We start from the raw sequence: 24,940 nt of genomic DNA, 5'->3' as shown, positions 1-24,940 counted from the left end.
ATTACCGAATTGTTAATCCCTCCCTCTCAATAGTTATTTCCTTTTACAGCCGTGTCTTATAATAAACCAACGCGCAGACTTGGATAAAGGGACATTATCATCATTATTGGAAAAATTCCGTCAGGGCAACTGTACCAAAGAAGAACAGGAACTATTATATAAATGGCTGGACGCCCTGGAACAGGAAGAGAGCATTCCGTTACTTACCGCTGCTGAAAAGCACCGGATCAAACAGGATATGCAGCAGCATATCTGGCCGCTGCCACGCAGGACCAGCCGCATAGGCTTACGCCTGGTGAAAGCAGCAGCCGTCATCATCCCGCTGATAGTAGCAGGCTATTTCCTGCGTCAGCATAGCCATCAGTCTTCCATAAAAGGACAGCTGGCCTTAAAGACAGTATGCAATAACAGTGGCAACATGCAAAAGCTTGTACTTCCGGACAGCTCGGTAGTACTTTTAGGTCCTTATTGTACCATACAATTCCCTCCGCAATTCCCTCAACATGCACGCCCGGTACATATCACCGAAGGAAAAGCCTTCTTTGAAACAGTGACAGATGCACGGCGGCCATTTACCGTGGAAGATAATAACGGCACACGCACTACCGTTCTGGGTACTTCCTTTACTGTAGAAACGAACAGTACTTTACAGATATCCCGGGTAGCGGTAGCTACCGGTAAGGTAAAAGTACAGGGCACAGGCGCCGCTCCCGCCACACTGGGGCCGGCACAACGTCTTACCGTTCAGGGTAAAGGAACAACTGTACAGGACAGTATTGCTACTGCAGATCTTCTGGCATGGACCCAAGGCGAGATCGTATTACGCAATGCTACATTGCACGAATTACTTTTAACCATAAAAACTCAATACGGGATCGAGACAACCACAACACTTGACTTAAACAAAGGGAACTACACGTTACGCTTCCCCGCCAGTATGGCGCTGACGGAAGTACTTGACATCATCGGAAAAATCAGTTACAAACCAAAAATCCATTTCACTATGCTGAAGGACAAACTGGTGGTCGACTAAAACACCACGGCTGTTTCAATCTACTCTGGTTTAAATTCCGGGTTACCATGTAAATTGCGTAGCCGCGGCCAACTCATGCCTTTACCTTAATAACAAACATTATATGCAAAAAGAAAAGTTACACATTACTGCACACATCAAAACCGTACTCATCACGGGGATGGCGCTGCTTGTACTGGCATCAACCACCTTTGCGCTGCCTACAAATGCACAGGCGCTGCAAAAGATGATGCAACACTTCCAGGTACAGCAGGGCAGCCTTTCCGCTGCACTGAAAAGGCTGGAATCAGCTGCCCAGATCAGCTTTGCATACGACGAAAACGCACTGAAGAAAATACAGGTGCATGCGGCTACCTATCAGAAGAAGACGGTAGTGAACATCCTGAAGGACCTGCTCAGCCAGTCCTCACTGAAATACGAAGAACGCTATAACACCATCCTGATCTATGACAGCGCCTCCCAGGCGCAGGCATCTGCATCTGCTGCAATGACACAGGAACAGGAGAAGATCACACTTACCGGTACTGTGTCTGACAAGAACGGTCCGCTTATCGGCGCTACTGTACTGATAAAAGGTACTTCCAATGGTACTGGCACAGATGCTACCGGTCACTTTAAGCTGACCGTTGCACAGGGCGGTAACCTGGTGCTGGTAGTAAGCATGATAGGATTCAAAACACAGGAGATACCAGTGGGCGATCAGAGGAACTTCCAGATAGTACTGGCAGACAATAGCCTCAACCTGAACCAGCTGGTAGTAGTAGGTTATGGTACCCAGCGTAAAGCTACCGTATCCGGCGCCGTAGCTGACGTTCAGCTGGACAGGCTTACTTCCCGCTCCCTCAACGATGCAGCAGAAGCATTACAGGGTAAAGCGCCCGGTGTTACCGTTCAGAACAACGGCGGTGACCCCACCTCTACTCCTAAAGTATATATCCGTGGTATGGGTGGTATTAACGGTGAAGAGCCGCTGTATGTAGTAGATGGTTCTATCTACACCGGCGGACCAATCAACCCGAACGATATAGAATCTATCAACGTACTGAAAGACGCATCTGCCGCCATCTATGGCGCCAGGGCTTCCGGCGGCGTGGTGCTGATCACTACCAAAAAAGGTAAGGAAGGTACCGCTACTATCACCCTTGACGCTAAAACAGGCTGGCAGTTTGCTGCCAAAAAACTGGACGTGCTCACGGCCAAACAGTTTGCTGATGTAGAGAACATCGCTTATACCGCTGCAGGAAAAACGCCTGCTGATGCGTTCAATGCTTCTGTATATCCCGACGGACAGATAACCCGTACTGACTGGCAGGACGAGATCTTCCGTACCGGCAAGATACAGGACTACAACATCGGCGTAAAAGGCGGCACAGATAAAAACCGTTATTATATGGGCTTCGGCTACCGCCGTAATGAAGGTATCCTGCTCAACACACATGCTGAACGCTACTCTTTCCGCATGAACTCAGATGCACAGATCAAGCCCTGGCTGAAGGTAGGTGAGAACCTCTCCTTTACCTATACCAACGGTAATGGCGCTAACACTACCAGCCCTTATACCGGCGCTATCTTCACCGCCCTGGGTTACCCACGTAATATCACACCATACACTGCAGACGGATCTTTCAGCGGTATGCCCGCTGCCTATGCAGGTTCTTACGGCGACCTGGCCAACCCGGTAGCTATCCTGCAAAGACTGGATTCCCGCACACCGGTAAGCAATATCAACATCAACCCATATGCAGAGGTTAAATTGATGAAAGACCTGGTATTCCGTTCCAACTTCGTTGTTACCAAATCTTTCAGCGATCAGAAAACCTTCACCACCCGTGCACTGGAAATAGGTAAGATCAATAGCAATAACGGGCTGGAAGAAAAGATCAACAACTTCACAGAGATCCTGTCAGAACAGACACTGAACTATACCAAACAGATAGGCAACCACAACATCAACGCACTGGCAGGCTATACCTACCAACATCATGATGGTACCTTCCTGACTGTTAATGCCAGCTCTTTCAGCGATGAAAGGGAAGCTTACCGTTACTTTGACAACGCTTCCACCTGGGCTAAACCTTCCAGCGGAAAAGATATGAACGCTATGGAATCTTTCCTGGCAAGGGTTAACTATGACTACAAGGCCAAATACCTGTTGTCACTGATAGGCCGTCGTGACGGTAGTTCCCGTGTAGCGCCTCAGAACCGTTACCAGAATTACTATTCAGTATCCGGTGGCTGGGTACTTACAGAAGAGAACTTCATCCCTAAAAATGATGTGCTGACCTTCATGAAACTGCGCAGCAGCTACGGTGTACTTGGTAACCTGGGCAGTCTTCCATCCAACGCTATCAACGTAAACCTGAAATCTACCAGCATCTTCATAGGCAGTAACGGAGCACAGGTAACTGGTCTTGCAGAAGATGCGCTTTCCAATCCTAACCTGCGCTGGGCAGAATCCAAACAGGTGAACTTCGGTACAGACATCGCGCTGTTTAAGAACAGCCTGTCTATCAATGCTGACTACTTCATCAAAACTACAGACCAGATGATCCTGCAGGTAGATCCTCCAAGTACTGCAGGTGTTACCACCGGTATGTACAAGAACATGGGTAAGGCGCGTGACAATGGTATTGAGTTAGGCATCACCTATAATGGTAAAGCAGGTCCCGATTTCACCTATAACATCGGCGCTACTTTAACCAAAGTGAACAACAAACTGCTGGCACTGGAAGAAGGAAGGAACGAAGTGGTAAGCTCTTCCAACATCAACGTGCGCAGCACCCTCAACCCTATTGTAACACGTGTGGGCAATCCTATCTACGCCTATAATGTGATCAGGACCGCTGGTATTTTCCAGTCGCAGGCTGAAGTAGACAGCTATGTAGGACCCGATGGCGTTACACCTATCCAGCCTAATGCAAAAGCGGGCGACCGTAAATTCGTTGACCGTAACCATGATGGCCAGATCAATAACAACGACCGTGAGGTTGTAGGCAGTCCGTTCCCCGGTTTCTCTTATGGTTTCAGCTTCAACGCCAGCTATAAAGGTTTTGACCTGAACATCTTTGCACAGGGCGTACAGGGTAACAAACTGTTCAATGCGCTGAAGTACACTAACATGAACCCAAGCGTTGGTACCAACTATAACATGCTGTCAGGCATACTGAACGCGTGGACGCCGGAGCATACGAATACAAACGTAACACGTATCACCTCTACAGACCTGAACGGTAACTATGGTAATACTTCAGACTGGTATATTGAGAACGGTTCTTACCTGCGTATCAAGAATATCACCCTGGGCTATACGCTGCCTGCTTTGCTCACCAACCAGGCGCACATCGGTGCAGTAAGATTATATGTAACTGCTACCAACCTGTTCACCTTTACCAAATATGACGGATACGATCCTGAAATTGGTATGGATGAACTGGGTATAGATAAAGGCCGTTATCCACAGGCTAAGAGCGTATTGGTAGGTCTGAACGTTAATTTCTAATAAGTACAAACGAGGAATACAATGAAACATATTATAAAACACATCGCACTTTCACTGGCTGGTATCTCTATACTGGCTGCCTGCAATAAAAAGCTGGACATTACACCTGAAGGAGCGCCTACCAGCGGTAACTTCTGGCAAACGGAGGCTGACGCTGTATCCGGCGCCAATGCCATGTACGACCAGTTTGACAATGAGAACTTCTATGGCCGTGGTTACTGGTGGTTTATCAACGCCAGCGATGATATGGTGACAGGCCGTGTGAAAGCAGAAGGCGATAATATCAAGAACTTCAACAGCAGCTTCATTGGCGGTTCCTATACGGAAACACAATGGAAAATGAGGTATATTGTTATCAAACGTGCTAACGACGTGATCACCCATGTACCATCTATCAATATGGACGCAGACCTGAAGAACCGCATCCTGGGTGAAGCGTATTTCTTCAGCGGACTGATGTACTTCGAACTGGGGTATACCTACGGAGATGAAAGAGCCGGCGTGCCTATCGTGAACCGCGACAGCATCACCGGCGATAAGCCTATTCCCCGTTCTGCCAACGTGAACCTGGTATATGAGTATGTAGAGAAAGAACTGAAACAGGCGGCTGCACACCTACCTTATTTTGATGAGTATTCTGCAGATGAATATGGCCGTCCGCATAAAACCGCTGCCTATGCTTTTCTCAGCAAAATGTTCCTGTATAAAAAGGATTACGCCAAAGCCGAGCAATATGCTGACTCTGTAATACTGAGCGGCAAGCATCAGCTGCTGGATAACTTTGCAGACGTATTCACTATCGCCAATAACTGGTCAAGTGAATATATCTGGTCAGTTTACTCCAACTCTAAAGCACCCAGCGGCTGGGGCAGTATCCTGCCTGGCGTAATGCTGGAAAACAAAGGCTGGGGCAAATACAATGGCTGGGGTTATTACATGCCTACCAAAGAACTGTATGACGCCTACGAAACAGGCGACCTCAGAAGAGAGGCCACTATCCTGAAACCAGGCGATCACTTCACCTTCTACGGTGCAGACCAGGTGTACGCTTCCAGCAACAGCCTGTCAGGTTACCAGTTCCGTAAATACATGGAGCCGTTCTCTTATGCAGGTGGCATACACCTGAGCCCTAACGGAGACCATCCTACTACAGACCTGAACCTGCCGCTGATCCGTTATGCAGAAGTGATCCTGATCAAAGCGGAAGCAAAGCTGATGCAGGGTAAGAATGCAGATGCAGAGATCAACATGATCAGGCATCGTGCCGGACTGACCGATGTTACCAATGCCGACATGACAGAGCTGAAACGCCAGCGCCGTTGTGAACTGGCGGGAGAATGGGCTAACCATCACTTTGACCTGGTACGCTGGGGCGATGCACAAGCTACTTACGCACAGCCATTACACGGTTATAGTGGTAGCGTAATATGGCCTGCAAGGACCTTCAAACCTACCATTCATAATGTATGGCCGGTGCCAAGAAGTGAGGTGACCAGCAGCAACGGTATTGTGAAACAGAATGCCGGCTGGGAATAAGAACCATAAGACAAGTATTAAAACCATAGAGATTGAAAGTAAGAAACAGCTTATTAGCTCTTTTCCTGACAGCAGCCGCCACTCCGGTGGCTGCCCAGGAAAGGGCCTATACAACGATCAATGCACATGCGCATAACGACTATATTCATCCTATCCCCTTCCTCACTGCCTACCATCGCCATTTCGGCTCTATAGAGGCAGATGTGTTTGAAAGGGATGGGAAGCTGTTAGTGGCGCATAAAGAAGAGGAAATTACAACAGACCGTTCCCTCGAAAGCCTTTACCTGCGTCCGCTGCAGAACATTATCCGGAAAAATGGGGGTACCGCCTTCCATAACAGCAAGGCCACCCTGCAGCTGATGATAGATTTCAAGACTACCGGCATTCCTACCATGAAAGCGCTGGTACAGCTCTTAACCCGTTACCCGGATATCACTAAAAATCCTACCGTACAGATCACTATCAGCGGAGATCAGCCGTTACCATCTTTATGGGCGCAATACCCTGCGTATATTCACTTTGACGGTAAACGCAACGGTGTGTATACTCCCGCGCAGTTACAGCGTATAGCCATGTACAGCTGTGACCTGCAACAGTTCACCAAATGGAATGGCAAGGGTATCATTGTAAAACCGGAGAGGGATAAGCTCCAGGGATGGATAGACAGCGTTCACCAGGCAGGTAAAAAAGTACGCCTCTGGGGCACGCCGGATAACGTCAACGCCTGGAAGACCCAGATGAACATGAAGGTTGATTACATTGGTACTGACCTGCTGGAAACGCTTTCCGATTTCCTGAGCAACCGGGAGAATGTAGAATATAAAGGCACTGCCGCTCCGCATACACTTTACAAGGCACGTTATATTAACAACGACAGCCTTACCAAAGTGAACAAAGTAATTTTCCTGATAGGAGATGGTATGGGGCTGACCCAGATCTATGCCGGTTTTACCGGCAACCGCGGGCAACTCAACCTGCTCCAGATGAAGAATATAGGTCTCTCTAAAACATATTCGTCAGATAGTTATATCACTGATTCTGCTGCCGGCGGTACGGCTATGGCCACCGGGCATAAGACCAACAACCGCTACATAGGTGTAGATGCTACCGGTGTGCGCCTGCCGGCCATACCTGATATCATTGCGCCTAAAGGCTACAGCAGTGGCCTGATCAGCGCAGGAGATATTACCGATGCCACTCCTGCTGCCTTCTATGGTCATGCGTATGACAGAAGTGAGGAAGAGATCATTGCGAAAGATTTCCTGTCCAGCCCTGTCAGCATTATGATAGGTGGCGGGCCAAAGCATTTCAACGCACGTCCAGACAGCCTGGATATTCCTGCGTTGCTGCGTGCCAAAGGGTATACCTTCAGCACCCGGTTACAGGATATGGATAGTATCAAAGCCGATAAATTCCTGGTGCTGGATAGCGCTGCGGAGCTTTCCATGCTGAAGGGCCGCGGGGAGTTCCTGACCCGTTCCCTGCAAAAGACCATGTCTACGCTGAACCGAAATCCTAAAGGCTTTTTTATCATGGCTGAAGGGGCGCAGATAGATTATGGCGGGCATGCTAATAAAGTACCTTATGTAACGACAGAGATGATGGATTTTGATAAGGCTATCGGCGCTGCGATGCAGTTTGCTGATGAAGATGGGCATACATTGGTTATTGTTACTGCTGATCATGAAACGGGAGGGCTGAGTTTACTGGATGGTAATATTGGTAAGGGAGAAGTGGATGGTCATTTCAGTACGAATGATCATACTGCTGTGATGGTGCCGGTGTTTGCGTATGGTCCGCATTCGCTGGATTTCAGAGGGGTGTATGAGAATACGGAGATATTTGAGAAGATTATAGCTTTGTTGAATTAAGCGACGAGAAAAATTGCACAAAAAAAGCGCTTTTGCCTTCGGCAAAGCGCTTTTTTTGTGTTGGGGCGCTGCGCGGCTTTTGGGGGAGAAGAGCGAGTTTTAGCGGTTGGTTAAAGCGGCTTTTTAGGAGGAGACTAGCTATCTGACTGGCTGAGAAATAAAAATTGTTCACATCAGCCAGGTATTTTAATTTTACATGAAGAATACATAACCCCAAAGCGTTTTAAAAACACCCCAATGACACAGGATACACTGGAGGCCGTTGCCCCTGCATCGCCTCTGTCTGCAATATCTCCTTGTGAAGATGTGATTAACGAGAACATCGCTAAGAACCTTCCTGTTAATGACCGGGACTACGCCATTATTGTAGGAATTAATCATTACAAAAGCTTACATGCACTGGAAGGCCCTATCACTGATGCCTGCGCATTCCGTAACTGGCTCATCAGTGCAGATGGCGGCAACCTGCTGCCGGAACATTGCTTTTTCATTACATCTAAAGAAGATGATGATACGCCGGACCAGCAAAAGATAGACCTGGCCCTCTCCGAGGTGTTCCGCATGGCGGAAAAGCAACCCGGCAGAAGGCTGTACTTTTACTTTTCCGGTCACGGTTTCGGCGCCAGCTGGGACGTAAACGGCATGTGCCTGCCTATCTGGTCAGAACGGTTCTATAATGCAGCCCTGTCTTCCAAAGCTTATTTCGACCTGCTGATGGAGCAGGACCTCTTCGAAGAGATCTACTTTTTCCTTGACTGCTGCCGGGAAAGGAAGATCAACACCAAGCCCCTCCATTCCATGCTGGGCGGCAAAGGCATCGGTGGAGGCAAAGCCATGGCCGTTGTCATGTATGCGGCGGAATATGAGAACCCTGCCCGGGAAGGCATCACCATCAGCGAGGGGAATATGAGCGTACGGGGATACTTCTCCCGTGCCCTTATAGAAGCTTTTAAAGGCCTTGCAGCGGATGAGCATGGTAAGACCAGCATGCTGCAGTTTGAGAACTATGTACGGTCTAAAACAGAGGCTTATGCGCATGAACAGCAACATGTGCAGACCGTCAGGACAGATGTACGGAACAGCAGCAATAACCTGGACTTTATCATTGTACAGCACCGCAACCTGGACGTGATCACTTCTACAGCACTGACCATACGCTTTAAGCAGGCAGGCACCTACAGGCTGGAATCTCCCAACCTCGACATTCTCCGGGAAGACACCGCCAATGCCGGAGATACCTGGCAATTCAACCTGACCAAAGGACTTTATGGTATTTCTGATGGCACGGTACAGGGCAGTAAGCCTATCAAAATAGATCTCTCCCGCAAAACAATGGAATATGAGTACTGAGCTTTATAAACTTACCGTAGCTGCTACGGGTGTGATGTCTGAGTTTGCACACTTAACCCTGTATAACGGTTACCTGGATGTAATAGCCAAAGGATATGAAGTGCTGGAAATGGAACTGCCCCGCGGACTTTACAGCGTGACAATGAAACTGGACGGGAACATCATCAGTGAGAACATCCGCCTGGAAAAAGAGACCCGTCATGAGATAGCCACCCCTCCTATCTACTCTTCCCTGGTAGCAGCGCAGTATCAATCCACGCAGGATTATTACAAAGGCTATGCTACCCTGTACAGCAAGATACCTACTGTTGGCGCGCAGATAAAAGACGCGGGCTCACTCTTCCTCTTCTTCCGTTATACTGACGAACAAAACAACAAAAGCATTAACCAGGAGCATGCCCTTCCCATGGGAGAAGGCTTTTCACTGCTGAATGCCGGGCGGCAGGTGCTTTATAAACTGGAACACGATAATGTGCAGCAGGACCTGGATGAAGGCTGGCTGGCCTTTCATGTTTGTCTGCCACCGGGATTCTATTATCTCCATTACGAGGGAAGGCCTATCAATCCGCTATGGGAGAAGGATAAAGGTCAACCGCCCCGGGAAATACCGTTGCAGGTATTTAAGAGCGATGACAGCCTGGAAGCATTGAAAGATAAATACTGGCAGACACAGGTTTTCCTCACCTTTGGCCACGGGCCTATTTTTCCCAGCATGAGTGTTTTTATCATGCCGAAAGAGAGTGGTTTTATCAGCAATGATGAAAGCTATTACCGGATAGATGGGGTCAGGCATAAATTTCATAATGGCGTGTATTTCCTGCCGGAAAAAGTGATGCGGGAATTTGCTATAGGCCAGTTCACCTCTCCTATGAAAGGGTTGCTGGCAGCCTATATTTATTTCAACAACAATGAGACCCAGGACGATGCCCTTTTCCGGGAGCTGATGCAAAACCTGCCCGCCCTGCTGGGCGAAGGCTGCCCTGACCTGGAAGCGCTGAAGATACTTTCTGCGTGGTATTATAAGGAGCCGGTCCCGCAAGTAGATATGAGCCGGCCGGGCATGTTCATCGACGGGGTACGGGCGGCTATACAGGCATCACTCAATCAACCGGGCATCATCAAAGAAGATAGTCTGCTGGAAGACATCACTGACCGGCTGTATTGCGATATGGTGTGGACGTCTTATGAACCGTTGCCCCTTCCCCGGAAAGCGCCTGAACATACTTTCGTGCCCAACAGCATCCTTTATGCGCTTGAGCAGGCTATTCCCGCCAATGCCACGGCAGAACAGATCAGCGCGGGAATACTGAACAGTAATACTATCAGCACCGTATTGTATTACATCGAGAAACTGGATACTGAGATAGAGATCAACGACCTGGCAAAGCGGCTGCAACTTCCGCCCAACGTCATCAAAAAAACGATCCGAAATATCCTGGCATTTCCTGATAGTCTTAAAGATATCAGGAACCAGGCAGTACTCTTTCAAATCAATAAACTCAAAGAAAGCATATGAAACCACAACCCCAGGGCTATTCACTACACATCGGCGTAAATGCCGTAGACCCCAACAGTTATGAAGGCTGGGACGGCAGGCTCGACGCATGCGAGAATGATGCCGCCGTTTACAGATCTATCGCTGAAAAAGCAGGCTACAGTTCTATCAACACACTGTTAACTGAAAAAGCCACTACTGCTAATGTACTTTCCCATCTGAAGAAAGCTGCCGGCAAGCTTAAATCCGGCGATATCCTGCTGCTCACGTATTCCGGTCACGGGGGAGCGTTGGTAGATTCCAACAACGACGAACCGGATAAACAGGATGAGACCTGGTGCCTGTATGACCGTCAGCTGATCGATGACGAGCTGCATGATGCCTTCAGCAAATTTAAAGCTGGTGTGCGTATACTGGTGTTTTCGGATAGTTGTCATTCGGGAACGGTTTCCCGCGCTCCACTGGAAGCAGATACTACTTCCGGCAGGAAAAGCCGGTTAGCGCCGATACGTTCTCTTATCACTACCTACAACAAGCACAGGGCCATGTATGATAGTATCCAGAGCCAGATCAGCACTTCTCCTGCTGATATTAAAGCTTATGTGGTACAGTTTGGCGCCTGCCAGGATAATGAGGAAGCTATGGAGGCAGATGGTAACGGGTTATTTACTGCTAAAGTGAAGAAGGTGATGAAGCGTCCCGCTCCTAATTATACTTCCTTCCTGGGCGCTATACGCAAGGATTTTGACAGCGGGCAGCATCCTCATCTGCATCATTACGGTAATCAGACCTATAACTTTTTAGCGCAGGCTCCGTTCGTTATTCATCGTTAATTTTTTCAACTTTGACTCGTACAGGGCTATCCAGTCCTGTACGGTCATTCTGCCAGCCAGTTTACCTATAAGCTCTACCGGTACATCTTCCGGTTTCTTGAAACGGATGCAGGCCTTTCCCATGTCCAGCTTACGTTTGCCCACCTTCGCATATTCAGCGGTGAACCATTTCAGCAGCTCTTCATCGGCATACAATCCCATATGATATACTGAAATATAGTTCTTCTGTGAGGCGATGTTCATGAAAGGCAATGCCTGTTTAGGATCGCAATGATATCCTGCAGGATATATGATATGGGGCACAACATATCCCAGCATGCCATATACCATCCCTTCCCTGAAACCTTCGGGAATATTCTTAAGTACTACAGCGCGTAATGCGTGCATGACGGGCTGCCGTTCTGCAGGCAGGCTGCTGATATATTCTTCGGGAGTAGCGGCGTTTGATTGCATATCCTAAGTTAAGCAAATTCCGGCTGTCGCAATCTCCCCCCAGCTTTGACACATTTCCCCCCCGGATAGCAGCTGCAACAGCTCTACCTTTGAATTCAATGTTCAAATAACCTAACATGCAAACGAAAGAAATATGCTACCTGGCAGATAATGCGCTTACGGCATTGATAGACCAGCTGGCTTCATTTGACCAGGGGCAGCTGAACCTGGAACCCTTTAAAGGCAGCTGGACGGCGGGACAGGTGGGAGAGCATATGATCATGGCTAACTCGAGATTTGTAGAGATGATCAACGGAGCGGTCGCCGATACTGAAAGAGCACCTGACCAGTTCGTAGCTCAGATCCGGGATGACTTTTCCAACTATCATATCAAAATGCATGCGCCGGATTTCGTGAAGCCAGCTCTTACCAGCTACAATAAAGAGTACCTGATCCACTCGCTCAACTACATCAGGACCGATCTGAAACGTGCTATCACCACGCTGGACCTTAACATGACCTGTACCTCTTTTGCTATACCGGTCATGGGTTATATTACGCGGCTGGAAGCTGTAACCTTTGTGATCTATCATACTAAGCGGCATGTGCATCAGCTGAAGAACATACAGTTCAGTATATTGAATATGCAGTAACAGGACCATGCCGTCCACTTATTGCGCGCTCATGGTCCTGCGATATTATCTTATTTTCACGGCGTATATGTCACACTGCTTCCGTAGAGAATATTTGATACTCCGGAGAAGAATGTAGCTTTATTTGTGCTTCCCAGGTTGTACCAGAGGTATACGCCATAGCCGTTGTTTTTTGTCTGCGTAGCTAATGAATTGGCTGTGCTCTGACTGGTGGATGCTATATTCACTGCTGCCGGGGCCAGTTCGCTCTTTGTCAGTCCGGCTACGTTGGGTACTGAATATGTTCCATAAATTGCGTTCCAGCTGTAATCTATCAGATCGCCTACTCTCTTTCCGCCATATGAAAGTCTTGAGGCAGCTGGTCCGTAGTAATAGAACGAGATGATCTTTGCCGGCATGAGTTTTCTCAATTCATCTACCAGCAATACAAACGAGCTATCATTTGGCTGACCGGTACCATTATTTCCATAGTCTGCATATTCATCGTCAAAGTCTATTCCGTCCAGGCTGTAATAGTTCACAGTATCTACCAGCTGCTGTGCAAACGCTTTTGCAGATGCTCTGCTGGTGAAATTGCAGAAGCCAGCACCCTGGTGGTTGCCGAGTATTGACAGCAATACTTTCATGCCTTTATTCTGCAAGGGTACTACCTGCGTGTTTCTATTCACCAGTACGTTCCTTACATTCGGATTGTTGTATAGTACCGCTTTTTGTGTAGTAGTGTTGTAATTGATGTTAGCTGCGAAAATGATGGCAATGTCGAAGAGTTGTTGTCCGCCGGTAGTAAGGGTGTATTTACCGGTGTTTAATAAACTGTTGCTGTTTACTTCTACATAACAGACAGATTTGCCTCCGCTTTTAGTGACAGCGTTGGGAGATACGTTTGTTGATTCTGTAGTGGGTAAAGTTTCTTCTTTTTTTTGACAGGAGGTGATGAGAAGTAATGCAAGAGAGGTATGCATGATGGGTTTCAGTTTCATTGTACGTGGTTTTAATAGTTAGGATTATTAGTGCAAACGTGGAATTACCGCAATGTTTGGGTTTCAGGGAGGGTAATGCAAAAATCCCGCCTTTTTGGGAAGCGGGATTTTCTTAATAAAAGTTGACGACTTGTAGCAAGGCTGACAATTTCCAGGAAAGTCAATAGGATAAATTTCAATAATTAATTGATAATCAATTATATTCAAATTTATCAATTCACGATTCATGAATCATGAATCATGAATCGTGAATTATTAGTATCTTTCTAATATGAATCAACATAATGGAATGCGGCCGCAAGACATAGCGGTCCTGTTGAAAATACTGATATCTGATCCGAACTGGATGAATAAAGCTATCGCTGAAGATCTATTCCTAAGCCCTGCAGAAGTGAGCTATTCTCTACAACGATCAGCATTAGCAGAGTTATTAGATCCTTCAAAAAGAAAGGTTATGCGGAAGGCCTTTCTGGAATTTATTCAATACGGATTGCCACGGGTATTTCCCGCGATAAGGGGGGCTATCGCAATTGGGATACCCACTGCTTTTTCGTCTCCTCTCATGTCTTCATACCTTATGACCAATCAACATGACGAGATGGTGGTTTGGCAATATCCAGAAGGAAATGTGAGAGGAGAAACAATAAGTCCATTGTATCCCAATGCGGTTCAAGCAGCTTTGAAAGATCCTATACTATATGAATTACTATCGCTGGTCGATGTTATGCGCCTGGGTAAAGTCAGGGAAAAGGAAATTGCACTTAAACTATTGAAAGACAAATTTAGCATTCACCATGCATGAGAATATTATACGGATCAAAGCTGTTGCTCAATCTTTGAAGGGACTTGATCATCCTTATGTTTTTGTCGGTGGAGCTACGGTTTCTTTGTATTCAACCCAAAAAGCCCTTATTTTCTGGCTACTAAATGGGAAGCCCATAAATCAAGAGGTGGGGATTTACGTACAAGCCGCGACTTCGAGGATATGGTCTATGTTTTTGAAAATTGTAAAGACTTTGATGAACAGTTATCAAATGGTCCGGAATCCGTGCGGAAGTATCTTATGGACGAACTTGCTCCCATCCTTGAGCATCCTGATTTTGAAGAAGGTCTGTATTGTCACATGGAAAGTGCAAGATATGGTGCAAGTGTCAGCAAGCTAGTAGCCAAGATAAAAGCTGGCTTAAACTTACCTACTTAATATTATGTACCTTCGGTGAATCATTACTGTTAAGCTGGCCCACTATCTTCCTGTTAACAATAGCCTAACTGTGTGGATGTACTGATTTCATTTAATATAATCTTCAATCAGGAATTTCAGTTGAAGTAATTGCGCAATGACCTTGTCTTTTTCTGATTGTTTCGCATTAGCATTAGCTTGACTACGAAACTGCTGAAAAGCTACTAATCTTTCAGATCGTCCTTTAGTATTTCCGCTAAATACAAACGATTCAGCAATTTCTTCGGATTTGTATTGTTTTTCAATCTTCTTATAGGATCTCATACTCTTTTTTAGCGTTCTAAATAATATAAATGAAGACAAATGGGATCTTTGTGTTTCCCTCATTAATAAGTACCCTAATTTTGTAAGTGTAACATTTTCCTATTCCGTCCCAAACCTGACTTATCTCATTTTTCATTTTTCGCCCCTGTCCTACCTTTAATCAGCCTTACAATCTATCCATATGACTCACACCGAAATCCTTCAGAAAGTCTACTGGAAAGACTTAAAACACCTTTCCCTGAAAGAAATGCTCATTGAGAACAACCTTACTATCCCCTGGGCATTAACCTCCTGGACTTTAGCCTACTTCGGCTATTACATCCTGGCATTGCCTTTTTCCGCATTCTTTTTCCTGACAGGGTTAAGACAAGTACACAATGGCTTCCATAATTCATTGGGTACAAACAAGTTCCTTACATGGTTTACGCTTTTCAGCAACAGTGTACTGATGATGGCATCTATACATGCAGTTAAATTCAACCACATCCGTCATCATAAGTACTGCCTGTCAGAAGAGGATTATGAAGGGAAATCAGCAGGTATGAGCTGGTACGGCGCCATTTTATATGGCCCTATACATATGTTCCTGATACATAAGGTCACTTTACAATTAGGGAATAAGAAATATGTGCGGAATGTATTGCTGGAACTTGCAGCGATAGCTCTTTTTGCTTTCCTGGTCTTTTATTTTAAGATCGCTTTCTTAATGTATCATATCATTGTCATGGTGATAGGCGAGTTCCTGATGGCATTCTTTGCCGTATGGACAGTGCATCATGATACAGAAGAACATCCTGAGTTTGCACGGACGCAAAGGGGTGGCTGGAAGAATAAGATCACGTTCAGTATGTTCTATCATCTTGAACATCACTTATTCCCTGCAGTACCAACTATTAAGCTGCCGGAGTTAGCGAAGAGAATTGATGAAGTGTTGCCGGAACTGGAGAAGAAGAATACTTTTTAATACATTCTTTTCATAAATAAAAACGGTTTTTTGCATTATAGATAATGGTGAGAAGAAAGTTGATTTAGAGGATAGGTAAACGACGGGGGCAGGAAGTGAAGATTCACACAAGGAAATAATTAGCTACATTTACGCAACGTTTATGATTTACCTATGAAGTCGTATTGCTATATTCTGGGCATTGTATCTCTTATCTTACTGGTTTGCTGTAAGAAAGAGAAAGTTAAGGATACACCCCTACCACCAGTCGTTGAGCCCCCTCCAACACTTACATTAAGTTCTGCTGACATCGAAAATAATGATGCTGTCCGTATCGCAGGTAAAATCATTGCGCCGTCCTGGTTAGACAGCCCCGTTTGTGGCATCGTGTATAGTACAGATTCAATCCCTACTGTGAACAGCCCAGAGAAAATTATTCTGGGCAGTATCCGCGATTCTATTAATATAAGCTATACTGTCAAAGACTTGTCACGTTGGAAGAATTATACTTTTCGGCTATTTATAGCAACAGCAAAAGAAACCTGGTACAGTCAACCCAGACAGGTTATTCCTCCCCGCTTTCAAATAGCACCGCTTAAAGATTCAGTCATCTCCAGGAATACCATACTAAGACTTTATTTCACTGAACCTATACCCAATGACCAGACAAAAGGGTTTGAAGTATATGTCGGTGACAAAAAGATAGATAGTATAAATGTTGTTGTTGGATCTGGAAGTATTGTTTTCCTTGTACCAATCGACTACAGCCAAGGCACACCGATCACAATCAAAAAAGGCGCATATAGTCAAACTATTATTCCTGATATTCCTGTTCTCCCAGGTTACTGGAGGCGGATCTCATCGCATGAAGGCTCGCTGTCTGAAAACGCCGCTTATTTTACACTTGGCAATAATGGATATATTGTAGGAGGACACAAGTACTTGTCGGCAACACAACCAACCAATGTTATTTGGGAGATCAACCTAACTACTTACCAGTGGAAAAAGAAGAGTCCATTTCCGGTGCCATTACACAGTGCTATGGCAATCACAGTTAATAATAAAGCATATTTATTTGGAGGCGTAGTAGACGGTTCAACACCCAATGACAAAGTTTGGGAATACGATCCGGTATCTGACAGCTGGCAAAGCATAGGTAACATGAACGATGTTGATTTTGGCAATGCAATTGGTCGCCTGAGAATGTCAACCGCAGTTTACAATAATAAGATCTACATGGGGGGTGGGATAAGACTGGGGGGAGCACCTAACTTCTTTGAATACTGGTATACCAAATATTGGGTAATTTTTAATCCGGTTACGCATAACTGGGAAAATCTCCCACAATCACCAGCTATTAATTCGATACAAAGCATGACTGCCTACGTGTACGATAATACGTTATATTTATCCGGAGGTGATAATAGTAGTCATGAATCGACTGAGAACTTTTCGCTCAATTTCAGTAACAATAGTTGGTCCAAACCTGATATTGCACAATCATTGCCTCCAAGAACAGGAGTGTCCGTTATTAATAAAAATAACACGACATATTTCTTCGGCGGGTACCAATATATTCCGAGTACTAGTCCTGCCGGAGGTAGATTTGGAGTCATACCGGAGTGTTGGAAAATGGATGCCAATCAACAGTACACACAACTGGCAAGTGCCAGCACACCAGAGTTTGTATCTGAGCTGAACAGAGATGCTCCGATATTTGCAACGGCCGGTGGGCTTATCGTATACAATGTGCTCACGTGGAATGGAAACAATACATTAACGGGAGCGGTAATAGAATATGTACCAGGGAATTAATCATACATTACTAAAATAAGGAAAAGAGCACATGGAGATTTACCGGGTATTGAAAAGTGGAAATGGCAGATCAGATAGAGAAACGGCTTGTGGAGGAAGGCTTTGAAGCCTGTATTGAAGAAAGCCGGCCAGCCGGGCCCGGGAATGAAAAGCGGAGGAGGAAATGACGAGATGGCTAAGATCAGAAAGAAGTTGGGAATTGAAAAAGAGGTGACGAGGATTGATAAAGTGTTGCCGGAGCTTGGAGAAGAAGCATACTTTTTAATATGTAGGCCTGAAAAGAGGCTCATCAGGATACCAAACATCTGCCCAATTGATACATTCTTCAGGGTTCACTTCAATGCCTTTATTGACATGAAAAGTAAAATAATCCGGAATCCATGAAAATAAAATGCGTTTATTAGGTTGGCGGATCATATAAAACCATGTATCAATAGGAGGATAATTGTAATCGTCCAGTAGGCCATTAGAGGCTAAAGCGGCAGCTCCATCAACCAATGTTTCATCCAGGCTACAAGCTAAGATCCGTCCTTTATATTTTTTTCCTGTATCTAACAGCTTCCGTTTCTTGATTTTGAATGTCCGCTGGATTTCAAAAAGACGATCAAAATATTGCTCATTGTCACCCGGAAGTGTACCCCATTCTACAAGAGTAGCATATACAGGAGGGACTATATCCAGCATTTTAAATTTGAACTTAAATGTATACCCTTTATCATCCAGTGGATTGATAGATCTGAAGATCGCTGCATAGTTCTTATATGTATGCTGCAGCTGTTGTATGCAATATTCCTGTGTAAGTTTAAGTTGATCTTCAAACTCCTGCCGATCTATTCCTTTTATCATAACTATTTAAAAAAACATCCGGAAGTAATTGCTTCCGGATGTCCTGTTATCGCTTAGATTTAAACTCTGACCCTTCCTTCCATTGCGGAAATTTATCTTCTCCCGCCAATGTTACTCCCACATCGAATAAGAAGCGGGTATCTTCTACCATACCAGACAACTCCCAGTCAGGATCTACCTGGTCAAACGGTGAGTGATAACGCTCGCGACCATAGAACGCTGCATGATCAGGCGCCCAGGCGGAATCGTGCGCTACAGATCTCATACCGCTGCCGGGGTAAAGTGCAGGTACACCTACTTTTGCAAAGTTGAAGTGATCTGAGCGGAAGAACCAGCCTCCGGAAGGATTAGCTTCACGGACAGTTACACGTCCCTGCTTTTCTGCCGCACGGGCAGCGTAATCATCCAGATCAGATTGTCCCTGTCCGACGATGGTGATGTCTTTCGTACGACCAAAGAAGTTCAGCACATCCATGTTTATATCTGCTACGGTCGATTTCAGAGGGTAAATGGGATGAGTAGCATAGTATTCCGATCCTAATAAGCCCTGTTCTTCGCCAGTCAAAGCGAGGAAGAGGATGGAACGTTTGGGCGCTTCATTCAGCTTTTTGAAGGCAGTGGCCAGCTGGAGGAGAGCGGCGGCGCCGGAGGCATTATCCAGAGCGCCGTTGTAAATAGAATCTCCCCTGATGGCTTCACCAACTCCCAGATGATCCCAATGAGCGGAATAGATAATGTACTCGTTCTTTCTCTCAGTACCCGGCAGCAGCGCAGCTACGTTATGAGAGACAGACTTCTTAATGCGGTTATTTACAACAATTGAGGTAGTTACATTCAGCGGAACAGGTTTAAAACCAGGATGTTTAGCCTGTTCCATCACGCTCTCCGGAACACCGGCCAGCTGGAAGATCTTCTTTGCAGATTCCAGCGTGAGCCATCCTTCTATTGCTGCGCGGGATTTATTATCGTCAGCCGTCTGCAGATCCAGTTTAGGTTTTGACCAGCCGCTGCGCACTACATTCCAGCCGTAGGCGGCGGGAAGGATATCATGGATGATCAACACGCCGGTAGCTCCCTGGCGGGCGGCTTCTTCGAACTTGTACGTCCACCGGCCGTAGTAGGTCATGGTATGGGTCTTGCCTTTGAAGAGGGTACTGTCATAGAAACCGGGATCGTTCACCATTACCACTACGGTCTTGCCTTTTACATCGAGGCCTTCATAGTCGTTCCAGTTGTATTCCGGCGCTACTATCCCAAAGCCGGCAAATACCAGCGGAGATTTATCTACAGCTACTTTTTCCTGTACACGTTTGGTACCTATTACGTATTGATCCAGGTAGGTCAGGCTAACATCGCCGTTCTTACCATAGAAGTGCATATCTCCGTTGGGTTTGGAGAGGATCTCTACCATAGGCACTTCCTGCAGGAAGCTGTTACCATTACCGGGTTGCAATCCTATTTCCTTAAAGCGTTTTTCAAGGTATGCCAGCGTTTTCTCTTCTCCTATGGTAAAGGGTTTGCGTCCCTGGAACTCGTCGGAAGCCAGGACGGTGATATCCTTTATAAACCCGGCAGAATCGATGGCTTTAATGGCGGTGGAGTCTTGTGTCCCTGCCGGCTGTTTCTGGCCGGTATTGCAGGCTACGGCAGCTATAAGGAGGAGTAGTAACAGGATGCGCAGGTGCTTCATTGGCTATTTAATTTATGGCTAAAGATATCTTTTTCCCTTCTATAAACAGCAAGGCTTCCGTAGTACTAGTCCACAGAAGCCCGCTTTTGCTATAAAGAAGACGTTGATTATGCTGTGAGTACGGCAGCCCTTTCTCTTTCGGCAACCTGTACGGCGTTTTTCTTCTTTTTATCTTTTTTGCCTTTATTCCACCATACCAGGAACCCTGTCACCGGTAAGCTGGCACAGATCAGACTTGCAAAGAAAGCCAATATTTTTCCCGGTAGTCCGGCAATGGCGCCTACGTGGATATCGTAGTTCATGCCAATGATCTTTTCGCCGGCGTTCTTGTCCTTCGGTGTCTGGCGTACAAGTAATTTACCGGTGTATTTATCGAACTGGTAATCATCCCTGTCATAATAAGTCTCTTTGCTCTTATATGCAGACATGAAAATGGGAGAAGCTTTGGTGGGTTGTCCGTAGAAGACGCTGTAGCGTTTAGCTTTTGGCTGCTCTTTAGCCATAGTGGTAAAAGCAATATCCAGGGGATTGCCGGTTGCCAGTGGCAGGGCCAGTGTATCGGAAGTAGCGGTAACGCGTTTCGGCGGAGTAACACTGCGGGAAGCAACTACATATACGGTGGTCTGGAACCATTTGAAGGCCCATACCATACCTGTCATTGCGATGATCAGCGCCAGGAGCATACTGTAAAAGCCCAGTACATTGTGCAGGTCGTAGTTCACACGTTTAAAGTTGCCGGACCACTTTATCCTGAAGCTCTGCTCCCGTGTTTTCTTTGTCCATTTCTTAGGCCACCAGAGGATCAACCCGGTTATCAGCAGTACTACAAAGATAAAAGTAGCCCAGCCTACTATCGGCTGACCGTATTTCGTATTCAGCAGTAAGCTCCAGTGAAGGTATTTTATGATGACGAAGAAGTCTTTTTTGAAGTCGTGTACAGCGGTAATTTCACCGTTGTATGGATTGACGAATGCTGCTTTATAGTGCTTAACGGATCCGAAAATGGTGAGTGCGTTTTCATCGCCGGGGGCATATGCCATAAATTCCCAGGCACGGTTGGGTTCTTTGAAAGCGATAAGGTTCCGGACAGGCGTTTCTTTTCCCAGGGCCGCCTGTGCTTTCTCCTGCAATACGCTGAGAGGTAAAATAGCTGTTTTCTGAGGTTGCACGAAGTACATATCGTGATGTACCCATTCGGATATTTCTTTCTGGAATACGAAGATACAGCCGGTAATGCTTACTACCAGGACAATGATACCTGATACCAGCCCCAGCCAGAGGTGCAGCCAGGCGTTGAGCTTTTTACCCCAGGATTTTCCCTTTTTCTTTCCGTTAACTTGCATGTTGTTCCCCATTAGCATAGCGTTTGAGTGGCTTCCTATCGGTTTTGCTGCGCAAAAGTCGGGGGAAAGGGAGGAATTGGCGAGACGGAAAGGGAAAAGTATTTACGCAATGCGGAAAAACTATGGGATAATCGTGAGTTCTTCTTTTATAATACTCTGTAAATCAATAGCAGGCACCATAAACTGATTTAAAACCGAGCTTTCTGTTTTAGCATGCAATACACCTCGTGCTACCCCTAAGCTAATCGAGGCAAGATGGCGGGCAAAATCCACGGGGAGGACTACATTATTCCTGGCTGATATATCTTCCCAACTTTGAGATTCTACTTCGAATTGGCAACCTAGTTCAAGAATAAGGAAAGGTGTTTTTTTCTGATCAAAAGTGAAACGAACAATAACTGCGATGATTCTTTTATTAGGTAAGCTCCCAAACTTAATTGAGAACTGACATCCGGATTGTTCAAATTGATTATATGCTTCTTCAATCAGTGCGAATTCTTCGGTATTGATTCCTTTCAGAATAAAAGCAGGATTCTTACTCATAGTTTGCTATTTAGGGAAATCACTTTTTTCAAATGCTACAAATGTTTGTGCGTTATCTGCGGCTAATGACAAATGAGTATTCGAGAGCAATTGCTGATAGTCATTAGGATACATGTTAGTGACATATTTTTTTAAAAGCCCAGTCCATGCTAAACTATTCTTAGAGATATATTCTTTTAACACTACCTGCTTACTATATTTATAATCAGGAAAAGTTATCAGTTCAATACCAAGCGCGTCAGACAATTTGGCAATCGTTTCAAGAGTCAGATTTTCCTCACCTTTTAATATCTTACTTATATGTTGAGGGGTTACACCTAATTTTTCTGCCAGCACTTTCTGATTCATTCCTTCTCTTTCTTTAACTGCAACATATACTCTTCTTGCTATCTGACTGGAATAACTAAGCCACTTCCAGTTTTCCAAACGGGAATCAGCATCCTCTGACCATTTGCTTACCTGACCTTTGCTATTCAAGCTTGCTAGTTTCTTTTGTGTCTTTGCCATAATTATAAATTATTGAACTCCATCCCTGGAGTCAATTCCTTCCTGTTTAAGAAAAAATTGAACTCTGGACAATTTGCGTTTCTGTTCTTCTAAATGAGGCCGATCCATTCCCGGCGTAATCTTAATTGCTCCTCCCGTAATTACTATACAACTATCTTCAAGTGCAATTCCATATAGCCTCAACATTGGAGGTACAGGATATTTTGCCTTCCCTTTTCTTAGGGCAACATTTTGCGATATTAAAATATATCCCTCCTTATGCAGAGCCTGAAAGATTTGTTTCAATGAACGATCTCCTTCTTCAATCTTTTTCATTTCAATACGCCTCAGCTCTCCCATAAACTGCCTTGCTTCTTCTCTAACCTGATCGATTGCTTCGTCTATTGTTATGCTATTCCAAAATGGATGATTTAAATCTTTATTGTTTTCTTCAAAAAAAGATACCAGGTATGATGTATCATTCCATTTGTTGAATGTATTTGTGAAAGCATCATTCAATTCTTCCGGATAACAAACCGTCCATAAATGACAATCTTCTATGGCCCTTGTATGACCAAAAGTAGGAATTATTTCCATAGAAATCAACTTATAGGTTTACTTTTCTGTTATAGGAGCATTCAATCTGAGGGGAAAGCTATTGGGGAGACTTCTTCTATCTGCATGAGAAGAAATTGAATCAATGAATCCCTTTTTGCCCGGCAAAGCTAGAATTTCTATTTAAAGCAATAAGTTAAGATCACGTTAATAATCCTCTTTTATTTTAATTAGGACTCCTTTTTTCCCCGTTGACAGTCCCATTGCAGTATACTGTTCTAAATTGCTTATACGATGACCCTACCATTGTCCATTACAACCCAAATAGGGCAACCTGTATTGTTTACCCCAGGAGTGCCCGAAGCCTATAGCAGCTATGAACTGCAGGGCGCCACTCCATTCTATGCAGTCAGCGATAGCTTTGGCTGTATCCTTTACCAGCAGGTGACCGATAAAGGTTACAGGGCCTGGGTAAGTCATTTTATTATTACAAAACCGTCAGCATTCAGGATCAAAGGCAACGTTGAAGATCTACTCCTGCACCACACCTTAAAAGGCAGTATGCATTATGAGTTGAACAGTCATGAACTGGAAACTTTTCAGCATCAGTTGAACATTGTCGTTACGCCCCGCCTGCGTCATATTATCCGTTTTAAAACAGCGGGTATATATGTGGCACTTAATGTACAGATCCCGGTAGTAGACCTGGAAGAATACCAGGAGAGCTTCCCGATAGTGAAAGACTTGCTGGATAAAATGCAAAATGAGGACACGATCACTCTCTTAGACCAGAATATGGTCGCCCCTGAACGCTTGCGTAATGTAATCCAGGACATCACGGAAAGACAGTTACCTAGAGCCGCCAGCGAGAAGTACAGAGAACAGAAAACCGGAGAACTCATCATTGAATCACTTGACATGCTTTCACGTTACCTTACAGACGCCAACGGCCTCACTGTGGCCGATCATGAAAAAGGAGAAAAGACGGAGCTCTACCTGTTGAAACACTTACATCAGCCCTCTCCTCCTACCCTGAAGCAACTGGCAAGATATGCCGGTACGAATGAAAAGAAACTGGAAGACATTTTCCGTGGCAGACACGGAATCACAGTGTATGATTTCTTCCAGAACGCACGTATGCGTATTATTCACCGCAAACTCACAGAATCAAACACCCCACTGCAGGACCTGGCAGAGGAATTCGGCTACACCGACTATTCCAGCTTCTCCTATGCAGTAAAGAAACGTTTTTCATTAAGTCCGCGGGAATTGAGAAAGAACAGCAATGTTATCTAGAAACATTTCGCTGTCTCCTAACAATTCAGGGCTATCACCAAAAGACTTATCCGTAATACCGGAGTACCTTTAGGATGAAAGTTAACATTAGTTTCGTTGCCATACGAATAAGCAATACTCGAAACTTATTAATGGTATATTGAGGAAAACAAAACGTCCTGGTTCTCTAGCCGGGACATTTTTTTCCGTGTTACCTTTCCCCCCACAACGCAATTAGTACACGGCATTACCCTCCAA

At 45.5% G+C, this 24,940-nt stretch carries 21 protein-coding genes; 12 read left to right on the top strand and 9 right to left on the bottom strand.

All coding sequences use genetic code 11. The features are described from left to right. Nucleotides 1–79: 79 nt before the first annotated feature. The 7 genes from GO493_RS15670 to GO493_RS15640 all read left to right on the top strand — a co-directional run bounded on the left by GO493_RS15670 (nucleotide 80) and on the right by GO493_RS15640 (nucleotide 11,617). A complete protein-coding gene (locus tag GO493_RS15670) occupies nucleotides 80–1,033 on the top strand; it encodes a FecR family protein (RefSeq protein WP_157307148.1) in 954 nt (317 codons plus the stop codon). Between the two features lie 103 nt (nucleotides 1,034–1,136). After that, entirely contained in the window at nucleotides 1,137–4,532 is a 3,396-nt protein-coding gene (locus GO493_RS15665; protein ID WP_157307147.1) for a SusC/RagA family TonB-linked outer membrane protein, read from the top strand. Nucleotides 4,533–4,553: 21 nt separating this feature from the next. After that, on the top strand, nucleotides 4,554–6,068 hold the full coding sequence (locus GO493_RS15660; protein ID WP_157307146.1) for a RagB/SusD family nutrient uptake outer membrane protein: 1,515 nt from the start codon (nucleotides 4,554–4,556) through the stop codon (nucleotides 6,066–6,068). Nucleotides 6,069–6,100: 32 nt separating this feature from the next. Then, entirely contained in the window at nucleotides 6,101–7,939 is a 1,839-nt protein-coding gene (locus tag GO493_RS15655) for an alkaline phosphatase (protein ID WP_232538862.1), read from the top strand. 237 nt (nucleotides 7,940–8,176) lie between these two features. Beyond that, nucleotides 8,177–9,289 carry a caspase family protein gene (locus GO493_RS15650; protein WP_157307145.1) on the top strand — a complete coding sequence of 371 codons (1,113 nt, stop codon included), beginning with the start codon at nucleotides 8,177–8,179 and terminating at the stop codon, nucleotides 9,287–9,289. Beyond that, the gene (locus tag GO493_RS15645) at nucleotides 9,279–10,805 is read left to right on the top strand and encodes a hypothetical protein (protein ID WP_157307144.1); all 1,527 of its coding nucleotides are present in this window, start codon (nucleotides 9,279–9,281) and stop codon (nucleotides 10,803–10,805) included. The genes GO493_RS15650 and GO493_RS15645 overlap by 11 nt, the downstream gene beginning before the upstream one ends. Then, nucleotides 10,802–11,617 (top strand): caspase family protein, encoded by an 816-nt coding sequence (locus tag GO493_RS15640; protein WP_157307143.1) that lies wholly within the window; start codon nucleotides 10,802–10,804, stop codon nucleotides 11,615–11,617. Before GO493_RS15645 ends, GO493_RS15640 begins: the two co-directional genes overlap by 4 nt. Here the strand turns inward: GO493_RS15640 and GO493_RS15635 are convergent. Continuing rightward, entirely contained in the window at nucleotides 11,585–12,070 is a 486-nt protein-coding gene (locus tag GO493_RS15635) for a DUF1801 domain-containing protein (RefSeq protein WP_157307142.1), read from the bottom strand. The genes GO493_RS15640 and GO493_RS15635 overlap by 33 nt on opposite strands. A 116-nt stretch (nucleotides 12,071–12,186) precedes the next feature. Between GO493_RS15635 and GO493_RS15630 the strand changes: the two genes are divergently transcribed. Beyond that, a complete protein-coding gene (locus GO493_RS15630; protein ID WP_157307141.1) occupies nucleotides 12,187–12,702 on the top strand; it encodes a DinB family protein in 516 nt (171 codons plus the stop codon). Between the two features lie 56 nt (nucleotides 12,703–12,758). Here GO493_RS15630 and GO493_RS15625 read toward each other — a convergent pair whose 3' ends face one another. Continuing rightward, nucleotides 12,759–13,682 carry an endo-beta-N-acetylglucosaminidase H gene (locus GO493_RS15625; protein WP_157307140.1) on the bottom strand — a complete coding sequence of 308 codons (924 nt, stop codon included), beginning with the start codon at nucleotides 13,680–13,682 and terminating at the stop codon, nucleotides 12,759–12,761. Nucleotides 13,683–14,028: 346 nt separating this feature from the next. Here GO493_RS15625 and GO493_RS15620 point away from each other — a divergent pair, with 346 nt between their 5' ends. Beyond that, nucleotides 14,029–14,484, top strand: coding sequence for a hypothetical protein (locus GO493_RS15620; protein ID WP_157307139.1), 456 nt, complete (start codon nucleotides 14,029–14,031; stop codon nucleotides 14,482–14,484). A gap of 486 nt (nucleotides 14,485–14,970) precedes the next feature. Here the strand turns inward: GO493_RS15620 and GO493_RS15615 are convergent, their stop codons facing one another. Next, nucleotides 14,971–15,186 (bottom strand): hypothetical protein, encoded by a 216-nt coding sequence (locus tag GO493_RS15615; RefSeq protein WP_157307138.1) that lies wholly within the window; start codon nucleotides 15,184–15,186, stop codon nucleotides 14,971–14,973. Nucleotides 15,187–15,367: 181 nt separating this feature from the next. Here GO493_RS15615 and GO493_RS15610 point away from each other — a divergent pair, with 181 nt between their 5' ends. Beyond that, nucleotides 15,368–16,150 carry a fatty acid desaturase family protein gene (locus GO493_RS15610; protein ID WP_157307137.1) on the top strand — a complete coding sequence of 261 codons (783 nt, stop codon included), beginning with the start codon at nucleotides 15,368–15,370 and terminating at the stop codon, nucleotides 16,148–16,150. A gap of 153 nt (nucleotides 16,151–16,303) precedes the next feature. Continuing rightward, on the top strand, nucleotides 16,304–17,944 hold the full coding sequence (locus tag GO493_RS15605; RefSeq protein WP_157307136.1) for a Kelch repeat-containing protein: 1,641 nt from the start codon (nucleotides 16,304–16,306) through the stop codon (nucleotides 17,942–17,944). Between the two features lie 261 nt (nucleotides 17,945–18,205). Here the strand turns inward: GO493_RS15605 and GO493_RS15600 are convergent, their stop codons facing one another. The 6 genes from GO493_RS15600 to GO493_RS15575 form a co-directional block, all read right to left on the bottom strand. Then, complete coding sequence (locus GO493_RS15600) at nucleotides 18,206–18,790, bottom strand: hypothetical protein (protein ID WP_157307135.1); 585 nt, start codon at nucleotides 18,788–18,790, stop codon at nucleotides 18,206–18,208. Nucleotides 18,791–18,836: 46 nt separating this feature from the next. Further along, nucleotides 18,837–20,480: a M28 family metallopeptidase gene (locus GO493_RS15595; protein WP_157307134.1), complete on the bottom strand. Its 1,644-nt coding sequence runs from the start codon at nucleotides 20,478–20,480 to the stop codon at nucleotides 18,837–18,839. 107 nt (nucleotides 20,481–20,587) lie between these two features. Continuing rightward, nucleotides 20,588–21,823, bottom strand: coding sequence for a PepSY-associated TM helix domain-containing protein (locus GO493_RS15590; protein ID WP_232538861.1), 1,236 nt, complete (start codon nucleotides 21,821–21,823; stop codon nucleotides 20,588–20,590). A 120-nt stretch (nucleotides 21,824–21,943) separates the two neighbouring features. After that, entirely contained in the window at nucleotides 21,944–22,366 is a 423-nt protein-coding gene (locus GO493_RS15585) for a hypothetical protein (RefSeq protein ID WP_157307132.1), read from the bottom strand. A 6-nt stretch (nucleotides 22,367–22,372) separates the two neighbouring features. Beyond that, nucleotides 22,373–22,873 (bottom strand): helix-turn-helix domain-containing protein, encoded by a 501-nt coding sequence (locus GO493_RS15580; protein WP_157307131.1) that lies wholly within the window; start codon nucleotides 22,871–22,873, stop codon nucleotides 22,373–22,375. Nucleotides 22,874–22,882: 9 nt separating this feature from the next. Next, nucleotides 22,883–23,449 (bottom strand): hypothetical protein, encoded by a 567-nt coding sequence (locus tag GO493_RS15575; protein WP_157307130.1) that lies wholly within the window; start codon nucleotides 23,447–23,449, stop codon nucleotides 22,883–22,885. A 252-nt stretch (nucleotides 23,450–23,701) separates the two neighbouring features. Between GO493_RS15575 and GO493_RS15570 the strand changes: the two genes are divergently transcribed. Then, the gene (locus GO493_RS15570; RefSeq protein WP_157307129.1) at nucleotides 23,702–24,703 is read left to right on the top strand and encodes a helix-turn-helix domain-containing protein; all 1,002 of its coding nucleotides are present in this window, start codon (nucleotides 23,702–23,704) and stop codon (nucleotides 24,701–24,703) included. Nucleotides 24,704–24,940 lie beyond the last annotated feature (237 nt).

Source organism: Chitinophaga tropicalis, from assembly GCF_009758205.1.
GTDB lineage: Bacteria > Bacteroidota > Bacteroidia > Chitinophagales > Chitinophagaceae > Chitinophaga > Chitinophaga tropicalis.
Note: the sequence above shows the minus strand (reverse complement) of the source record. Positions and strands in the feature narration are given on the sequence as shown.

Bases quoted from the DNA above. Each gene is read 5' to 3' on its own strand.
- GO493_RS15615 (WP_157307138.1), bottom strand. From the start codon at position 15,186: ATGAGATCCTATAAGAAGATTGAAAAACAATACAAATCCGAAGAAATT.
- GO493_RS15620 (WP_157307139.1), top strand. From the start codon at position 14,029: ATGAATAAAGCTATCGCTGAAGATCTATTCCTAAGCCCTGCAGAAGTG.
- GO493_RS15650 (WP_157307145.1), top strand. From the start codon at position 8,177: ATGACACAGGATACACTGGAGGCCGTTGCCCCTGCATCGCCTCTGTCT.
- GO493_RS15570 (WP_157307129.1), top strand. From the start codon at position 23,702: ATGACCCTACCATTGTCCATTACAACCCAAATAGGGCAACCTGTATTG.
- GO493_RS15595 (WP_157307134.1), bottom strand. From the start codon at position 20,480: ATGAAGCACCTGCGCATCCTGTTACTACTCCTCCTTATAGCTGCCGTA.
- GO493_RS15575 (WP_157307130.1), bottom strand. From the start codon at position 23,449: ATGGAAATAATTCCTACTTTTGGTCATACAAGGGCCATAGAAGATTGT.
- GO493_RS15605 (WP_157307136.1), top strand. From the start codon at position 16,304: ATGAAGTCGTATTGCTATATTCTGGGCATTGTATCTCTTATCTTACTG.
- GO493_RS15645 (WP_157307144.1), top strand. From the start codon at position 9,279: ATGAGTACTGAGCTTTATAAACTTACCGTAGCTGCTACGGGTGTGATG.
- GO493_RS15635 (WP_157307142.1), bottom strand. From the start codon at position 12,070: ATGCAATCAAACGCCGCTACTCCCGAAGAATATATCAGCAGCCTGCCT.
- GO493_RS15665 (WP_157307147.1), top strand. From the start codon at position 1,137: ATGCAAAAAGAAAAGTTACACATTACTGCACACATCAAAACCGTACTC.
- GO493_RS15610 (WP_157307137.1), top strand. From the start codon at position 15,368: ATGACTCACACCGAAATCCTTCAGAAAGTCTACTGGAAAGACTTAAAA.
- GO493_RS15580 (WP_157307131.1), bottom strand. From the start codon at position 22,873: ATGGCAAAGACACAAAAGAAACTAGCAAGCTTGAATAGCAAAGGTCAG.
- GO493_RS15640 (WP_157307143.1), top strand. From the start codon at position 10,802: ATGAAACCACAACCCCAGGGCTATTCACTACACATCGGCGTAAATGCC.
- GO493_RS15585 (WP_157307132.1), bottom strand. From the start codon at position 22,366: ATGAGTAAGAATCCTGCTTTTATTCTGAAAGGAATCAATACCGAAGAA.
- GO493_RS15625 (WP_157307140.1), bottom strand. From the start codon at position 13,682: ATGAAACTGAAACCCATCATGCATACCTCTCTTGCATTACTTCTCATC.
- GO493_RS15660 (WP_157307146.1), top strand. From the start codon at position 4,554: ATGAAACATATTATAAAACACATCGCACTTTCACTGGCTGGTATCTCT.
- GO493_RS15630 (WP_157307141.1), top strand. From the start codon at position 12,187: ATGCAAACGAAAGAAATATGCTACCTGGCAGATAATGCGCTTACGGCA.
- GO493_RS15590 (WP_232538861.1), bottom strand. From the start codon at position 21,823: ATGCAAGTTAACGGAAAGAAAAAGGGAAAATCCTGGGGTAAAAAGCTC.
- GO493_RS15600 (WP_157307135.1), bottom strand. From the start codon at position 18,790: ATGATAAAAGGAATAGATCGGCAGGAGTTTGAAGATCAACTTAAACTT.